This is a genomic window from Aeromonas sp. s3 (assembly GCF_040907805.1).
GTDB classification, from domain to species: Bacteria; Pseudomonadota; Gammaproteobacteria; order Enterobacterales; family Aeromonadaceae; genus Aeromonas; species Aeromonas dhakensis.
In genome coordinates this window covers 144147-160601 of the sequence record NZ_JBFOCQ010000006.1, presented here as the reverse complement: position 1 = coordinate 160601, position 16455 = coordinate 144147, and the positions used below count along the sequence as shown (strand labels likewise).

The window sequence follows — 16455 nt, the reverse complement described above, 5'->3', positions numbered from 1 at the left end:
CGGATGCGGGTGAGTGGAACTCACCCGCATCCCGTTTGTTTCGGGAGTCCTTCCTTGTATCAGACCCAGTTGCATGATGATGAATTTGCGCAGTTTCAACGCTGGATCCACCAGACGGCGGGGATCGATCTGTCACCGGCCAAGAAGGCCCTGGTCGCCAGCCGATTGTCAAAACGGCTCTGTTACTATGAGCTGGAGAGCTATGGCGACTATTTCAGCCTGATCATGCACAACCGCGGCAGTGAACTGCAGATTGCGCTCGATCTGCTCACCACCAACGAGACCTACTTTTTTCGCGAACCCAAGCACTTCGAATTTCTCGGTAACAAGGTGCTGCGCCAGTTGCCAAAAGAGCGGATGGTTCGGATCTGGAGCGCAGCCAGCTCTTCCGGCGAAGAGCCCTACAGCCTGGCCATGACCCTGGCCGACCATCTGGAGCTGGGTAACTGGGAAGTGATCGCCTCGGATATCTCGACCCGGGTGCTGGAACAGGCGAGAACGGGGCTCTATCCCATCGAACGGGCCCACAACATCCCGCTGCCATTGTTGATGAAGTACTGCCTGAAGGGGGTCGGATTTCAGGAGGGCACCTTCATCATCGATCGCAAGCTGCGCGAGAAAGTGCAGTTTTACCATATCAACCTGAATCAGGAGTTGCCTGACATCGGGCTGTTCGACGTCATCCTGATCCGCAACGTGATGATCTATTTCAACCGGGAAACCAAGGGACAGGTGCTGCAGCGGCTGGTGCCGCGCCTGAGAAAAGGGGGCTATCTCATCGTCAGTCACGCCGAGAGCCTGAACGGCCTGCCCCACGGCCTGCAACTGGTATCCCCTTCCATCTATTTGAAACCTTGAGTTTTTCAGTATGAAAGAGGTCATGCTGCAACCGGGCGAGTTCTTCTTTGGGCAGGATGACGCCATCATCCGCACCCATCTTGGCTCCTGCGTGGCCATTACCATGTGGCATCCGGAGCAGAAGCGAGGTGGCATGTGCCATTACATGCTGCCCAGCCGCGGCCACAGCGCACCGAGTCTGGACGGTCGTTATGCCGATGAGGCAATCCAGCTGTTTATCCACGAAATAGGCAAGCACCCCGCCCCCATCCATGAATACGAGGTCAAGCTGTTTGGCGGCGGCAACATGTTTATAGAACAGCAAACGCTCAACACCATGAATGTGGCCATCAAGAACATCAAGGCGGCCTGGCAGCTGACCCAGCACCTGGGCCTGACCATCAAGGCCCACCATCTTGGCCATGCGGGACACAGAAGTCTGATTTTCGAGCTGGCCAACGGCAATGTCTGGGTACGTCATCATCGCTTGCCACACCGCTAAGGGGACGGGAATGAAACAGATAAGAGTCATGCTGGTGGATGATTCCGCCGTGGTGAGGCAGGTGTTGCAGGCCATTCTCGAGCAGGAGCCCGATATCAAGGTGATTGCCACCGCCTCCGACCCGCTGTTTGCACAAGAGAAACTGAAGAAGGAGTGGCCAGACGTGATCGTGCTGGACGTGGAGATGCCACGTATGGATGGCATCACCTTCCTCACCAAGATCATGGCCGAGCACCCCACCCCAGTGGTGATCTGCTCCTCCCTGACCGAGAAGGGGGCGGAAACCACGCTGCAGGCGATGGCCGCCGGCGCCGTCGACATCATCACCAAGCCCACGGTCGGCCTGAAAAGCTTTCTGCAGGAGTCGGCGCAAGAGCTGGCCATGGCGGTGCGCGCCGCTGCCCAGGCCAATGTCAGACGCCAAGTCAGAACCCAGTCCACCACGGTCGCCCCCAAGCTCAATGCCGACGCCATCATGGCGCCGGCCAGCCAGCATGCCATGGCCCAGACCACGGAGCGGATCGTGGCGATCGGCACCTCCACCGGCGGCACCCAGGCACTGGAGGCCGTGCTGACTACCCTGCCCCGGGTCTGCCCCGGCATCGTCATCGTGCAGCACATGCCGGAGAAGTTCACCGCCTCCTTTGCCGAGCGGCTCAACAACCTGTGCCAGATAGAGGTGCGGGAGGCCAGGAGCAATGATCGGGTGATCCCCGGGCTAGCGCTCATCGCCCCCGGCGGCAAGCACATGCTGCTCAAGCGCAGCGGAGCCTACTATCACGTCGACGTGATGGACGGCCCCCTCATCAACCGCCACCGCCCTTCGGTGGACGTGCTGTTTCGCTCGGTGGCCAAGTTTGCCGGCAGCAATGCCACCGGCATCATCATGACCGGAATGGGGGATGACGGTGCACGCGGTCTGCGCGAGATGCTGGAGGCAGGCGCCAATACCTTTGCCCAGGATGAGGCCTCCTGCGTGGTCTTCGGCATGCCCAAGGAGGCCATCAAGCTCGGCGCCGCCCGCCATGTCCTGCCGCTGCAGGATATCCATCACGCCATCGTGGGACGCTAGCAGACAGATGAGGTGACACAGCCCGGCCTGACCGGGCTGTGTTGTTTCAATGCGGCATGTCGTCGAGCAGGGCGAACAGGCGATCAATCTCCGCCGAGGTGTTGTAGTGCATGCAACCTATTCGCAGCACACCGTCGCTCACCCCCAGCTGCTCCACCAGTGCCAGCGCATAGAAGTGGCCGGCCCAGCTGCACACCTGATGCTGCCCCAGAAACTCGGCCATCTCGGCTGGGCTATGACGGCTTGAAGTGAGGGCGAAGGTAGGAGTGCGCCCCTTGCTGCCCTGAATGCCGTGCAGTGTGAACCAGGGGCGCTCGGCCAGCCTGGCCAGCAGATGCTCGCTGAGCTGCCGCTCATGGGCCTGGCTGCGGGCAAACGCCAGATCGAGGCGAGCCTCCAGCTCATGCTCGGTGCCGTCCAGCCCGGACAGGGAGGCCAGATACTCTACGGTCGCTTCTACTCCGGCCAGCGCCTCCCAGCTCTGGGTACCGGTTTCCCACTTGTAGGGCGCCACATTTTTGGCCGGTTCAACCTTGTAGGGGGTGAAATGCGCCAGGTGACGATGCTTGCCGAAGAGGATGCCGAGGTGCGGGCCGAAAAACTTGTAGGCGGAGCAACCGAGGAAGTCGCAATCCCAGGCCTGCACGTCGATGCGCTCGTGGGGCGCAAAGTGCACCGCATCTACATAGAGCAGGGCCCCCACCCCGTGCACCGCATCGGCGATACGCGGAATGTCGACCAGAGTGCCCGTGGTGTTGGAGGCCGCTGTTACCGCCACCAGCCGGGTTTTGGGCCCGAGCAGGCTGAACAGATGCGCATAGTCCAACCCCCCGGTCGTCACATCTACTCTTGCCTGATGCACTACCACGCCGCGATCCGCTGCCGCTTGCTGCCAGCTGGAGACGTTGGAGTAGTGATCGAGCGCGCTGACGATAATCTCGTCCCCCGCCTGCCACTCTCTGGCCAAGGCACGACTCAGCGCAAAGGTCAGGGTGGTGAAGTTGGCGCCGAACACTATCTCTTCAGCCCGCTCCGCCCCCAGCAAGGCAGCCACCGCCAGCCTGGCCCGCAGGGCCTGCTGCTCGGTCGCCCTGGCCGAGAAAAAGGGGCCGCCCAGATTGGCGTTGAAGCGGCCGAGGTAATCTGTCATGGCCGTGAGCACGGCGTGTGGTACCTGGGCCCCGCCGGGGCCGTCAAAAAAAACGGGGGTTTTGCCTTCAACCAACTGATTGAGAGCGGGGAACTGGCCGCGCAACACGGCGATATCGAGAGCCTGCATAGGAGAAGTCCACAATCCATGTTAACAGTTGAATAACATGGCGAGAGTAAAATGCGGCAGCAGCAATGTCCATCAGTGAAGCGGTCAGCCATCACACTTACAAAATAAGGTGAATTTTTCAGTATAAAACGCTGCCTGATGGCAACCGGCTGGTGCGACACCTCGCCTCGCCACCATCCTGATCAATGCCAGACAGCAGCAGGGAAGTCGTTGATAAGCGTGAAAAATGAGCGACAAATATCAAAAAATGACCGAATGATACTTTTTTGTCGCCAGATATGCCCGCAAGGGGTTCACAAAGAGCGAAGATCTGATAGTATGCGCCTCGCACTTGGGGAGGGGTTCCCGAGCGGCCAAAGGGATCAGACTGTAAATCTGACGGCTCTGCCTTCGAAGGTTCGAATCCTTCTCCCTCCACCATTCAAGTGCAACAATCAGGAAAATACCCCGTGGAGGGGTTCCCGAGCGGCCAAAGGGATCAGACTGTAAATCTGACGGCTCTGCCTTCGAAGGTTCGAATCCTTCTCCCTCCACCATCTTCCTGAACAATTTGTGTAGTCCCCCTGTGGAGGGGTTCCCGAGCGGCCAAAGGGATCAGACTGTAAATCTGACGGCTCTGCCTTCGAAGGTTCGAATCCTTCTCCCTCCACCATCATTCAAGAAAACCCGGCCTAGTGCCGGGTTTTCGCTTTTCATGCATCTATTCATTTGACACTGTCAGATCTGACAATTGCCTGTGGGCCCACTTTTGGAAACAGTATTGCCATATCGTTCAAGGACATGACCATGTTTGAGATCTGGGATGAAGCAGGGCAGGCGAAAGGATTGAACCTGCAGCAATTGCAACAGCGGCTGACCAGCTACCGGGGTGAGGTGATGGTGCGTTATATCAACCGCATCGGTTTGCCGACCACCCTGTTTCTGACGGTCGACAAGGGTCTCGCCTATCAGCGTTTCAAGGCAGACACCCCCCTGCTCGACTGGGACTGGCTGGCACAGGCCATAGAGCCAGAACAGCGCAAAACCCCATTGCTGCCGCTTGAGGCCGTTGCCCGCTGATAGTCAGCGCCCGCGATACCGTTACATACAGAAATGAACTCAATATCGGTATTTATTTTAAAAATTCTGTCCAAGACTTTTACCACAAGCTACTCACTATAGCTGGCCATGCGGCGGGATATATCTTCTCAACCAGGCAGCACATTTCTTTAATCCCCCCCATCATTATCCCTGCGAAATATCCCGCCAAACTATGAACCAATGAAAACAACCTTGATAAAATACATCGAAAGCTCGCCATCAATATTTTTGGTCAGTCACCAAGTCTGTTTCTCATAAACATTCTATTTTCCCCTCCCCTGTGGTCCTGGTTGATGACCCCAGAGGGAACGCCACCTAAGTCCTGCCGACTTTGCTCTGCTAAGGTGGTGAGCAAGGCAGGCCAGCTAGCGGGTAATCCAATGAATGGCAACCCTCACCAACACCTTGGCATCAGCAGTTTGAGTGCCCAATTTTTACCAAATCATGCTGACCTGCCATACAGCGTTGAAATGCTTGTTCAAGCCGACATTTAGACGCTGTTATTTAATACCAGCATCCGGTTAACTTCTCTGCATTATCACATGCAGTCAGGAAGTATTGATTTTATATAAAAAATATATTTCATCGAGGCACGTGAATATATCCATCCGGCTAGCTCATCCATATTATCAGAGAATTCCTATAGAACATTCCGCGCTCCCTCCGCTATTATCCACGGCCATATCCGTCAACAGGTGAGTGCCGTGTTTGCATTTCAAGCAGAGTATCCAATGAGTGACATGGCAAGCATCCCGGCGACCGAGCTTGCTGTGCCCTTCTATCAGCCGATCATAGGGCGGGACCATCAGGTCAAGGGTTATGAGGTGCTGGCCAGACGCTGGGATCCGGCGCAGCTGAGCTATCAGGGCATCGACTTTCTCTCCCTCAGTGAGGAGCAGTCACTGCATCTGGACATCGTCATGCTCAGAGCCGTCATGCGGGATCTGCCGACCCTGGCAAAGGCGGGCTCCTATCTGCTCTCCATCAACCTCAACCCGACCCTGAGCAGCCCCACCTATCAGAACCTGTTGCTGCTGGTGTTGATCCAGGCGCGCAAGCTGGGGATCGAGATCTGGTTCGAGGTGCTGGAGCACGCCCCGCTGCACCCTCCGCATCGGGCGCTGATCGAGGTGCTGCGCGAGCACGGTGCCCACATAGCCTGCGACGATTTTGGCCCCCAGGCCTGCAACTTCCAGCGAGTGATGGCGCTACCCTACGAGATCATCAAGCTGGATCGCTCCCTGCTGCTGCAAGCCAGCAAGACACCCCATGCCCTGCGCATGCTGACCGGTCTGGTGGAGTACCTGCAGCGGCTTGGCATCAAGGTGGTGTGCGAAGGGGTCGAAACCCTGCAGCACATCGAGACAGCCAACCGGCTCGGCTGCGACTATCAGCAGGGCTACGCCTACGCCATGCCTTCCCCCCTCTCCCGCTGGGCCTGAGCGGCCCATTTTACCCGTCGACTCGCGCCGGGGATGATTCCCTGCCAAATTGCATGATGCGGTGAGGGCGAGTACAATCTCGCACCCCGTTTATCCGGCCGATGCCGGGTATGCCGTGACCGGGTGTGCGGTGTGAGTATCCACTCCCGGCGCAGCTCAACCCATACGACGCCATCAGGTGGCGCCGTCCTGATTTGCAATCAGACATAAGAGTCCGACATGTTTAAACCAGAATTGCTCTCCCCCGCAGGTTCCCTCAAGAACATGCGTTACGCCTACGCCTATGGCGCCGATGCCGTCTATGCCGGCCAGCCCCGCTACAGCCTGCGGGTGCGCAACAACGAATTCGATCACGAGAACCTGCAGCTCGGCATCAACGAAGCCCATGCCCTCGGCAAGCAGTTCTACGTGGTGGCCAACATCCAGCCCCACAACTCCAAGCTCAAGACCTTCATCCGCGACATGCGCCCCGTGGTGGAGATGAACCCGGATGCGCTGATCATGTCCGACCCCGGTCTCATCATGATGATGCGTGAAGCTTTCCCGGACATGCCCATTCACCTCTCGGTGCAGGCCAACGCGGTCAACTGGGCTACGGTGAAGTTCTGGCATCAGATGGGCCTGACCCGTGCCATCCTCTCTCGCGAGCTGTCGCTGGACGAGATCGAAGAGATCCGCATGCAGGTCCCTGAGATGGAGCTGGAAGTGTTCGTCCATGGCGCCCTGTGCATGGCCTACTCCGGCCGCTGCCTGCTCTCCGGCTACATCAACAAGCGCGACCCCAACCAGGGCACCTGCACCAACTCCTGCCGCTGGGAGTACAAGGTGCACGAGGGTAAAGAGGACGAGGTGGGCCAGATCGTCCACCGCCAGGAGCCCATCGCCGTGCAGAAGGTCGACCCGACCCTGGGTGCCGGCAAACCGACCGATGCGCTGGTGCTGCTGGAGGAATCCAACCGTCCGGGCGAGTACATGAGCGCGTTCGAGGACGAGCATGGCACCTACATCATGAACTCCAAGGATCTGCGCGCCGTCGAGCACGTGGAGCGGCTGACCAGGATGGGCGTCCATTCGCTCAAGATCGAAGGCCGTACCAAGTCCTTCTACTACTGCGCACGCACCGCCCAGGTCTATCGCAAAGCGATCGACGATGCGGTTGCCGGCCGGCCGTTTGACCGCAGCCTGATGGGCACCCTGGAAAACCTGGCCCACCGCGGTTACACCGAGGGCTTCCTGCGCCGTCACAACCACAGCGAATACCAGAACTACGACTACGGCTACTCGGTCTCCGACACCCAGCAGTTCGTCGGCGAGATCACCGGTCGCAACGGTGACATGGTGGAAGTCGAGGTGAAGAACAAGTTCCTGGTGGGCAACAGCCTGGAGCTGATGACCCCGCAGGGCAACCTCAGCTTCAATCTGGAGCAGATGCAGAACCGCAAGGGCGAGCTCATCGACACAGCGCCGGGCAACGGCCACGTGGTCTATGTGCCGGTACCGAAGGAAGTGGACGTGAACTACGGCATCCTGCTGCGCAACCTCGGCGAGCGCGAGGACACCCGTCAGCCCCACTCGGCCGCCTGAGATGTCCCTGCTCATCACCGACAAGTGCATCAACTGTGACATGTGCGATCCCGAGTGTCCGAACCAGGCCATCAGCCTCGGCGAGGAGATCTACGAGATTGACCCCAGTCGCTGCACCGAGTGCGTCGGTCACTACGAGAAGCCGACCTGCATCAGTGTCTGCCCCATCGACTGCATCATCTGGGATCCCGCTCACGTGGAAACCGAAGAGCAACTGATGGAGAAGTTCGTGCGGATGCACAGGCAGTAACACTGGCATCAGCGTCAGCTCTACATGGACTGCATCCTCCGGGATCCCCTCCATATGGTGGAAACCGAAGAGCAGCTGATGGAGAAGTTTGTGCGGATGCACAGGCAGTAACATCGGTAATCCGGTAATCCGGTAATCCACAGGTATAAAAAAAGCCCCGCATGCGGGGCTTTTTCACGTTTGGCGCTCACGGCAGCTAGACGTATTCCATAAAGACCCGGGAGGTGAGCTTGGTGATGAGCTCGTAGGGAATGGTCCCGATCTGGTCGGCCACCCGCTCCACCGGCAAGCCCTCACCCCACAGCACCGCCTCGTCGCCCGCCTTGTCGGTGGCGCCGGGGCCGAGATCCACCGTCGTCATGTCCATGGAGACGCGGCCTACCAGGGGTACGATGCGACCGTTGACCAGCACAGGCGTGCCGTTGGGGGCCATCCGCGGATAACCGTCACCATAGCCGATGGCGATGACACCAAGGCGGGTATCGCGATCCGAAACCCAGTTGGCTCCATAGCCCACCGGCTCGCCCGCCTTGTGATCCCGCACCGCAATCAGTTGTGTCTTGAGGGTCATCACCGGCTGCAAGTCGTAATCCGCCGCCACCGTATTGGGGAAGGGCGAAACGCCGTAGAGGATGACACCCGGGCGCACCCAGTCGCAGTGGGAATCCGGCCAGGCCAGAATGCCCGCCGAGTTGGCCATGGCCCGCTCGCCCTTGAGCGGCGCGGTCAGCTGGCTGAACAGGTCGATCTGCTCGCGGGTGGTGGGCTGTTCTAGCTCATCTGAGCGGCTGAAGTGGGTCATGATGTTGAACGGCTGCACCACGTTCTTGCACTTGCCGAGCCGCTCGATAAAGGCAGGCATCTCGTCGGCCCGTACCCCGAGCCGGTGCATGCCGGTGTCGAGCTTGAGCCAGGCCACCACGGGAGCGGGCAAGTCCGCCTGCTCCAGCGCCTCGAGCTGCTCCCAGGTGTGCACCGCGGTCTGCAGGTTGTTGGCTGCCAGCACCGGCAGGTCGGCGGCGCTGAAGAAGCCCTCCAGCAGCACGATGGGCTTGACCACGGCGCAAGAGCGCAGCATCAGCGCCTCTTCGATGCGGGCCACCGCGTAGGCGTCCGCATCCACCAGGGTGCGGGCGACCGGCAGCAAGCCATGGCCATAGGCGTTGGCCTTGACCACCGCAATGATCTTGCATTGGGGAGCGTGTCGTTTGACCACGGCGAGGTTGTGGCGCAGGGCCGCTGTATTGATTTGGGCGATAGCCGCTTTCATCTGTTTTCCCTTACGAGGGCATGATAACGCGCCAACGCGTCAGGCACCGGGTGGTGTCAGCCCTCAAATGTCATCGTCTAAGGCCGGACCGGCAGAATTGTCGAACCGGGAAAACTGTTTCTGGATACCGGGAACACTGTCCGGCTTACTTAGTAGTCATCATCAAACGCCGGACCCGCGTAGTTGTCAAAACGCGAGAACTGACCCTGGAAAGTGAGGCGTACCCGGCCGATGGGGCCGTTACGCTGTTTGCCGATGATGATCTCGGCGATCCCCTTGTCGGGGCTGTCGTCGTGATAGACCTCGTCGCGGTAGATGAACATGATCAAGTCCGCATCCTGCTCGATGGAGCCCGATTCCCGCAGATCCGAGTTGACCGGGCGCTTGTCGGCCCGCTGTTCCAGGCTTCGGTTGAGCTGGGAGAGCGCCACTACCGGGCACTGCAGCTCTTTCGCCAGCGCCTTGAGGGAGCGGGAGATTTCACCGATCTCCAGGGTACGGTTGTCGGAGAGGCTCGGCACCCGCATCAGTTGCAGGTAGTCCACCATGATCATGCTGATGCCGCCGTTGTCCCGCGCCACCCGACGGGCACGCGAGCGCACTTCGGTCGGGGTCAGGCCGGAGGAGTCGTCGATGTACATCTTGCCCTTCTCGAGCAGCAGCCCCATGGTGGAGGAGAGACGTGCCCAATCCTCGTCATCGAGCTGACCGGTCCGCACCTTGGTCTGGTCAATGCGCCCCACCGAGGCGAGCATACGCATGATGATCTGCTCGGAGGGCATCTCGAGGGAGAAGATCAGCACCGGCTTGTCGGCGGTGAGCGCCGCGTGCTCGCACAGGTTCATGGCAAAGGTGGTCTTGCCCATGGAGGGACGGGCCGCGACGATGACCAGATCCGAGCGCTGCAGGCCGGCGGTCATCTTGTCCAGGTCGTTGTAGCCGGACGAGACGCCGGTCACCCCGTTGTGGGGGGTTTTGAACAGCTCTTCAATCTTGTCGACGGTCTGCTCGAGGATGAGCTTGAGCGGCTGGGGGCCCTCGTTGGCGCTGGTGCGCTGCTCGGCGATCTGGAACACCTTGCTCTCGGCAAGATCCAGCAGATCGTTGGAGGTACGGCCCTGGGGCTCGTAACCCGCTTCGACTATCTCGTTGGCGACCGAGATCATCTCCCGCACCACCGCCCGCTCACGCACGATCTCGGCGTAGGCGCTGATGTTGGCGGCACTCGGGGTGTTCTTGGCGATCTCCACCAGATAGGCGAAGCCACCGGCCTCTTCCAGTTGCTCGGAGCGCTCTAGCTCCTCCTGCAGGGTGATGAGGTCGATAGGGTTGCCCGCGTTGGAGAGGCGGGTCATGGCCTGGAAGATCAGGCGGTGCGGGCGGCTGTAGAAATCCTTGTCGATCACCCGTTCGGCGACCCGATCCCAGGCCTCGTTGTCCAGCATCAGGCCGCCCAGTACGGACTGTTCGGCCTCAAAAGAGTGGGGAGGTACTTTCAGCTGTTGTGTCTTGGCGTCTTTTTTCGCCGTCACTTGCTCTGCCATACACATAAAAACCGCAGCGGGAAGGGGACGGGAATTTTACAAAAGAAACCCCGCCATCGCGAGCGCAAATACGCGCTATTCACTTCTCTGTGGCCCAACCGCCCTCCTGTTGGTTGCTGCCATCGCCTCCTGATGTCCGTTGCCGCGCAAAACGGGGCTCAAACCACGATAAAGGGCCAGACCAGGGTCAGTTCACCCTTGCTCTGTCTGGTTTTGCTGCGCAGTTTGCGCTCCTTGCGGCTCAACCGTCTGTTTTTCATGGGACACACTCCTGCCATTGACACCCACACGACGTGGTTCTTCGTTCATGAATAATTCATGCCAATCATGGTACATATCGGCCCAAGCTGCGACACATTTAGGGACATGCAGCCTGCCATGCGCCTCGCTGAGCTTGCCAAAGCAGAGCATGCCCCACCCACAGACGAGAGTGAAAAGAGTCAAAATGAAAAAGATGCTGACCCTGTTTGCCGTGATCCTGGCCATTGGCCTGGGGGCACCTCACGCCGAAGCCAAGAAGTTTGGCGGCGGCAAATCCTTCGGCAAGAGCTACAAGACGGCGCCGGCCCAGCCCGCCGCCAAGCCGGTCGACACCAAGAACCCCACCGTGGGCGCCCAGACCCCGCCGAAAAAGAGCGGCATGATGGGTGGTCTGCTGGGTGGTCTGCTGGCCGGCGGCCTGTTCGCCTACCTGCTGGGCAGCGGTGCCTTCGAAGGCCTGCAAGGGATGGACTTCCTGCTGATCGCCCTGCTGGCACTGGGCGGCGTATTCCTGTTCCGCACCCTGCGCAAGGGCAAGGTGGCGGTATCGCAGCAGCAACAGACGGCCTATGCCGGCTATCAGCCGCCCCAGAGTGCGGCTCCCCAGCAGTTCGAGCAGAACCACAGCGCCCCGCAGGCCACCGGTTTCGCCGACAGCGACGTGCCGTTCCGCCTGCCGCCAGGTTTTGACATGAACGGTTTCCTGGCCGGTGCCCGCGATCACTACCGCACCCTGCAGGAAGCCTGGAACAAGAACGATCTGGAGAAGATCCGCGAATACGTCAGCCCCGAGCTGTTCGAGCAGCTCAAGGCCGACCGCGCCGAGCTGACCGGTGAGCAGCACACCGAGGTGATGTATGTGGATACCCAGCTGGTGCGCGCCGACTACGGCAGCGACTGGGCCCAGGTGAGCGTGCGCTTCAGCGGCCGCTACATGGATCGCCAGGAGCAGGTCGAGGAGGACATCAAGGAGGTGTGGCACCTCGAGCGCAACCTGGCCAAGGACAATGCACCCTGGCACATCGTCGGCATCGAGCAGCTGTAAGCTCGACCAGCCAGTGATGACGGATAAAGGCGGCCTGCGGGCCGCCTTTGCTTTTTGGTGGTCGCTGAAGCCCCTTGTGGTGGCTAGGAGATTGAGGTGTGATTGTGTAGTATGTCCGACCTTTTTTTGTTCAATTGAACCTTCACGAGGCGTGGTACATGGTGTTCCCCTTTCTGCGTAGCAGCAACATGCCTCGTCTCCTGGCCAGCCTGCTCTGCTGCGCCATCCTGATACTCATCTCCCTTGCCACCCTCTACTGGCAAACCTGGTCGATGACCCGGCAGCAGGCCCAGACCGCCGCCGAACGCGCCATCACGCAGATCGACAGCGCGCTCTCCCATTCGACCCAGGCGGCCAGGGCGGCCCTGCCGCTGGCCAGCCGCCCCTGTCGCGAGGTGGCCCGCGAGCTGCGGGTGCTGGTCGCCACTTCCCTCTATGTGCGCTCGATCAACCTCTCCCGCAACGGCCGTCTCTACTGCTCCTCCATCTTCGACGAGATCGATCTCGAGGACCGGTTGCAGGGCGATCGCCACAAGCGGCTCAGGCTGGAGGCCGTGACCCGGCTCGGACGCAAGCCGTCGCTGCTGTTTTATCACCTGAGCGAGGGGAACAACGCCGTGGTGGTCGCCATCAACCCCTATCACCTGAGCAAACCGCTGCAGTGGCGCCTCGCCGGGGCGCACAGCTGGGTACAGATAGGCGAGCAGTGGCTCGACCTGCGTGGCAAGGTGCACGATGGCCAACCGCCCAGGCTGCGAGGCTTCAACTACCAACTCGACTCGGCAGCATTCAACTACAGCCTCAATCAGGGATTCCCGCTGAGCGCCGTGCTGACCACCACCCTGCAAAAACAGAGCACCATCATACTGCTGATCCTGCTCCTGGGAGGGCTGGCCGGCCTCGCCACCTACCGCTGGTGGAGCCATATCTCGACCCCGATCCAGGAGCTCAGACGCGCCATCATCAAGCAGGAGTTCGTGCCCTATCTGCAACCCATCGTTGTCAGCCAGAGTGGCCAGCTGCACGGCTGCGAGGTGCTGATGCGCTGGCAGCATCACAGCCAGGGGCTGATCCGGCCGGATCTCTTCATCCCGCTGGCGGAGGAGAGCGGCCTCATCATCCTGATGACCCAGACCCTGATGCAGCAGGTGCGGCTGCAGTTCGCCCCCCATGCGGCAGCGTTGCCACCCCGCTTCCACTTCAGCTTCAACATCTGTGCCCGTCACTGCCAGCAGCTGAGCCTGGTGGATGACTGCCGCACCTTTCTCGCCGCCTTCGCCGCCAACGAGGTCACCCTGGTGCTGGAGCTGACCGAGCGCGAGCTCATCACCCCCAACCAGCTCACCGGGCAGCTGTTTGACGAGTTGCGGCAGATGGGGGTCAGGATAGGGCTGGACGACTTTGGTACCGGCCACTCCAGCCTCACCTATCTGCAGCAGTTTCATGTGGACTATCTCAAGATCGACCAGAGCTTCGTCGCCATGATCGGCACCAACGCCCTCTCCCGCCACATTCTCGACAGCACCATCAACCTGGCGACCCGGCTGGGGTTGAAAACCATCGCCGAGGGGGTCGAGACCCGGGAGCAGGCCGACTTCCTCACCGAGCGTCACGTCGACTACCTGCAGGGCTATCTCTATGGTCGCCCGCTCACCCCGCAACAATTTCTGCAGCGGCTGAACATCATTTCAACGCCCTGAATCCTGCCCGGGTACGGCAGGGTTGCATCGCCCGCCGTGCTGATGGAAAATCCCCGCCGCGCCCCTGTCCTGCTGCGCAAAATCACGCAAACGTTTATTTGCTTTATTAATGTGCAGTAGCTCAAAGGAATCAGCTCTGTTTATTTCCAATTATTACTTTTTGCCTAGAATCGCCACACTCCTGTCATGCAGGAACGATATACAGGACTATAACAACAAGAGGAATATTACCGATGAAGAAGACGCTACTGGCCGTCACCGTCTCTATTACCCTGTTCGGGCTGACCGCCTGCAATTCAGAAAACAGCAGCAAGGAACATATTCCGCTGGATCTGACCATTGCCCACATCAATGATACCCACGCCCACCTCGACCCGACCGAAAATGCCCTGGCGATCCAGCCGAGCGGGCAGGAGCTGTTCAAGTTCAACGCCAAGCTGGGCGGCTATCCGCGTCTGAAGTTCAAGCTGGACGAGCTGCGCAGCCAGGCGGCCAGCGAAGGCCGCAACTTCATGGTGCTCAACGGTGGTGACGCCTTCCAGGGCACCCTCTACTTCACCCAGTTCAAGGGGGAAGAGGAGTCCCGACTGCTCTCCGACATGGGTATCGATGCCATGGTGCTCGGCAACCATGAATTCGATCTGGGCAACCAGGCAATTAAAGACTTCGTCTCACGGGTGAATTTCCCGGTATTGGCTTCCAATATGGTGAAATCCAGTAGCGCCACCCTGAAGGACAGCGAGAATATTCACGAATATGTCATTAAGGAAGTCAATGGCGAGAGCGTGGGTATTTTCGGACTGGTGCTGGAAAATATGCATGATATTTCCTCACCGGACAAAGACACCCAATTCCTGCCGATGATTGAGACCGCCCAGAAAATGGTCGATACCCTCAAGTCCAAGGGTGCCAACAAGATCATCATGGTCACCCATATCGGTCTGCAAAATGACCAGGCGGTTGCCAAGGCTGTCAACGGCATCGACCTGATCGTCGGCGGTCACTCCCAGACCTTCCTCGGCGACATCACCGAGCTCAACAGCATCGGCTACACCGCCCACAACCAGAACCCGGCCGACGACAACACCTATGCCCAGATCGTCAACAACCCGGACGGCGGCAAGACTTGTATCGTGCAGGCCGGTGAATGGGCCAAGGGCTACGGCCTGGTCAACGTCTCCCTGAGCAAGGAAGGCGAGCTCACCAAGTGTGAAGGGCGCAACACCCTGATGACCGGCGACGACTTCACCAAGGAAGTGGCCAAGAAGAAGGTTCCGCTGAGCGGCACCGAGCAGACCAACGTGGTCAACTTCATCAGCAAGTCTCCGGTCATCGAGATCGTGCCGGAAGACACCGCCATGCGCGACGTGATCGACACCGAGTACAAGCCGGCCGTGGCCGAGCTCGAGGCCAAGATCATCGCCGACGTGCCGACCAAGCTGCCCCACGTGCGCGTGCCGACCACCCCGGACGGTGCCGGCCTCATCGATCCCCTGGTGGCCGAATCCCTCTACTGGAAGCTCAACAAGCTCAACACCAAGGTGGACTTCACCATCCAGAACGCCGGTGGCGTGCGTGCCGACGTGAACGCGGGCCCGCTCTCGGTCGGTTACGTGATGGGGACCCTGCTGCCGTTTGGCAACAAGATCGCCGCCTTCAACCTCAAGGGCAAGGACGTGCGTGCCACCCTGGAGTATGCCGTTGACTACTCCATCGGTCTGGAGACCGGGATCGCCGCCTCCAGCGGTGCCTTCCCCTACGTCGGCCACCTGAGCTACACCTACGACGGCAAGCTGGCCAAGGGCTCCCGCATCACCAAGCTGGAGATGCTGGACGCCAACGGCCAGTGGCTGCCGCTGGATGACGAGAAGGTCTACCGCGTTGGTGCCAACACCTACATCGCCTCCGGCAAGGATGGCTACAGCGGTCTGCTCAAACGCGAAGAGCTGCCCAACAAAGGTGACTACGTCGACTCCGGCGTGGGCGAGAACGAGATGTTCATGGAGTACGCCGAGTCCCAGGGCACCCTCAATCCGCTGCCCTATGCGACCGTGACCTACTACAAGCCCTGATCCGGCTCACAAGCTGTTGCAACGGCGCCTGAGGGCGCCGTTTTTATGGCATACTCCCCGCCAATCGATGCCGAGGAGACCCTTTGATGGCGAAGTACGACAAGATTTCCCCCGAGACCCAGCAGGAGGCGATGAAAATTGCCCGCGCCAACCAGAAACCGGGACAGACCAAGGAGCAGACCCAGCTGATCGCCCAGGGGATCCAGAAAGGCATAGACGAATACAAGAAGCAGATGAAGGCGCGGGCCCGCGAGGCCAATCGCCAGAAAAAACTGCAGGCCAAGGCCAAACAGTCTCACCTAGCGCAGCAGGATGAGGAGCAGGACGACATCGTCGAACTGGTGGAAGTGACCCGCCAGCATCCGCTGCCCTGGCTGCTGCTGGGATTGAGCTGGCTCGGCTTTGCCGCCTGGTACTGGCTGCGCTGAGACGCCGCCGGCAAACCTTTGCCTGGGATCTTCTTCACAGCCCGGGCCCTTGTGGCTGGTCATCCCGGCTGCGGGCTGATTAAATCCCG

The 16455-nt window shown here is 59.9% G+C and carries 14 protein-coding genes, 3 tRNA genes and 1 pseudogene; 15 read left to right on the top strand and 3 right to left on the bottom strand.

Annotated features, from left to right (window positions below):
- Window positions 1–54 precede the first annotated feature (54 nt).
- From AB5Y98_RS01435 to AB5Y98_RS01425, 3 genes are read left to right on the top strand one after another with little or no spacing between them, the layout of a single operon-like run.
- A complete protein-coding gene (locus AB5Y98_RS01435) occupies window positions 55–858 on the top strand; it encodes a protein-glutamate O-methyltransferase CheR (protein WP_017779178.1) in 804 nt (267 codons plus the stop codon).
- 10 nt (window positions 859–868) lie between these two features.
- Window positions 869–1339, top strand: coding sequence for a chemoreceptor glutamine deamidase CheD (cheD, locus tag AB5Y98_RS01430; protein ID WP_005303792.1), 471 nt, complete (start codon window positions 869–871; stop codon window positions 1337–1339).
- A 10-nt stretch (window positions 1340–1349) separates the two neighbouring features.
- A complete protein-coding gene (locus AB5Y98_RS01425; RefSeq protein WP_010634881.1) occupies window positions 1350–2411 on the top strand; it encodes a chemotaxis response regulator protein-glutamate methylesterase in 1062 nt (353 codons plus the stop codon).
- Between the two features lie 46 nt (window positions 2412–2457).
- On the opposite strand, the gene AB5Y98_RS01420 is transcribed toward AB5Y98_RS01425, so the two are convergent.
- Complete coding sequence (locus AB5Y98_RS01420) at window positions 2458–3690, bottom strand: cysteine desulfurase-like protein (RefSeq protein WP_005303796.1); 1233 nt, start codon at window positions 3688–3690, stop codon at window positions 2458–2460.
- Between the two features lie 335 nt (window positions 3691–4025).
- Between AB5Y98_RS01420 and AB5Y98_RS01415 the strand changes: the two genes are divergently transcribed.
- From AB5Y98_RS01415 to AB5Y98_RS01380, 8 genes and pseudogenes are all read left to right on the top strand, one after another.
- Window positions 4026–4110 (top strand) — tRNA-Tyr (locus AB5Y98_RS01415).
- A gap of 31 nt (window positions 4111–4141) precedes the next feature.
- Window positions 4142–4226 (top strand) — tRNA-Tyr (locus AB5Y98_RS01410).
- A 31-nt stretch (window positions 4227–4257) separates the two neighbouring features.
- Window positions 4258–4342, top strand: a tRNA-Tyr gene (locus AB5Y98_RS01405).
- Between the two features lie 134 nt (window positions 4343–4476).
- The gene (locus AB5Y98_RS01400; protein WP_005303800.1) at window positions 4477–4749 is read left to right on the top strand and encodes a hypothetical protein; all 273 of its coding nucleotides are present in this window, start codon (window positions 4477–4479) and stop codon (window positions 4747–4749) included.
- 725 nt (window positions 4750–5474) lie between these two features.
- Window positions 5475–6212: an EAL domain-containing protein gene (locus tag AB5Y98_RS01395; protein ID WP_368231173.1), complete on the top strand. Its 738-nt coding sequence runs from the start codon at window positions 5475–5477 to the stop codon at window positions 6210–6212.
- A gap of 219 nt (window positions 6213–6431) precedes the next feature.
- The gene (gene yegQ / locus AB5Y98_RS01390) at window positions 6432–7796 is read left to right on the top strand and encodes a tRNA 5-hydroxyuridine modification protein YegQ (protein WP_005303943.1); all 1365 of its coding nucleotides are present in this window, start codon (window positions 6432–6434) and stop codon (window positions 7794–7796) included.
- 1 nt (window position 7797) lies between these two features.
- Window positions 7798–8046: a YfhL family 4Fe-4S dicluster ferredoxin gene (locus tag AB5Y98_RS01385; protein ID WP_005303946.1), complete on the top strand. Its 249-nt coding sequence runs from the start codon at window positions 7798–7800 to the stop codon at window positions 8044–8046.
- A 24-nt stretch (window positions 8047–8070) separates the two neighbouring features.
- Window positions 8071–8157: pseudogene (locus AB5Y98_RS01380) on the top strand (ferredoxin); the annotation flags it as partial.
- A gap of 85 nt (window positions 8158–8242) precedes the next feature.
- Here AB5Y98_RS01380 and alr read toward each other — a convergent pair.
- Window positions 8243–9316 carry an alanine racemase gene (gene alr / locus AB5Y98_RS01375; protein ID WP_211028148.1) on the bottom strand — a complete coding sequence of 358 codons (1074 nt, stop codon included), beginning with the start codon at window positions 9314–9316 and terminating at the stop codon, window positions 8243–8245.
- A 149-nt stretch (window positions 9317–9465) separates the two neighbouring features.
- A complete protein-coding gene (gene dnaB, locus AB5Y98_RS01370; RefSeq protein WP_010673258.1) occupies window positions 9466–10860 on the bottom strand; it encodes a replicative DNA helicase in 1395 nt (464 codons plus the stop codon).
- Between the two features lie 445 nt (window positions 10861–11305).
- Between dnaB and AB5Y98_RS01365 the strand changes: the two genes are divergently transcribed.
- The 4 genes from AB5Y98_RS01365 to AB5Y98_RS01350 all read left to right on the top strand — a co-directional run bounded on the left by AB5Y98_RS01365 (window position 11306) and on the right by AB5Y98_RS01350 (window position 16366).
- A complete protein-coding gene (locus tag AB5Y98_RS01365) occupies window positions 11306–12166 on the top strand; it encodes a Tim44 domain-containing protein (RefSeq protein WP_368231170.1) in 861 nt (286 codons plus the stop codon).
- A gap of 158 nt (window positions 12167–12324) precedes the next feature.
- Entirely contained in the window at window positions 12325–13866 is a 1542-nt protein-coding gene (locus AB5Y98_RS01360; protein WP_368231168.1) for an EAL domain-containing protein, read from the top strand.
- A gap of 233 nt (window positions 13867–14099) precedes the next feature.
- Complete coding sequence (locus tag AB5Y98_RS01355) at window positions 14100–15938, top strand: bifunctional UDP-sugar hydrolase/5'-nucleotidase (protein WP_368231166.1); 1839 nt, start codon at window positions 14100–14102, stop codon at window positions 15936–15938.
- A gap of 86 nt (window positions 15939–16024) precedes the next feature.
- A complete protein-coding gene (locus AB5Y98_RS01350) occupies window positions 16025–16366 on the top strand; it encodes a DUF2956 domain-containing protein (RefSeq protein WP_024943060.1) in 342 nt (113 codons plus the stop codon).
- The last annotated feature ends 89 nt before the right edge of the window (window positions 16367–16455 follow it).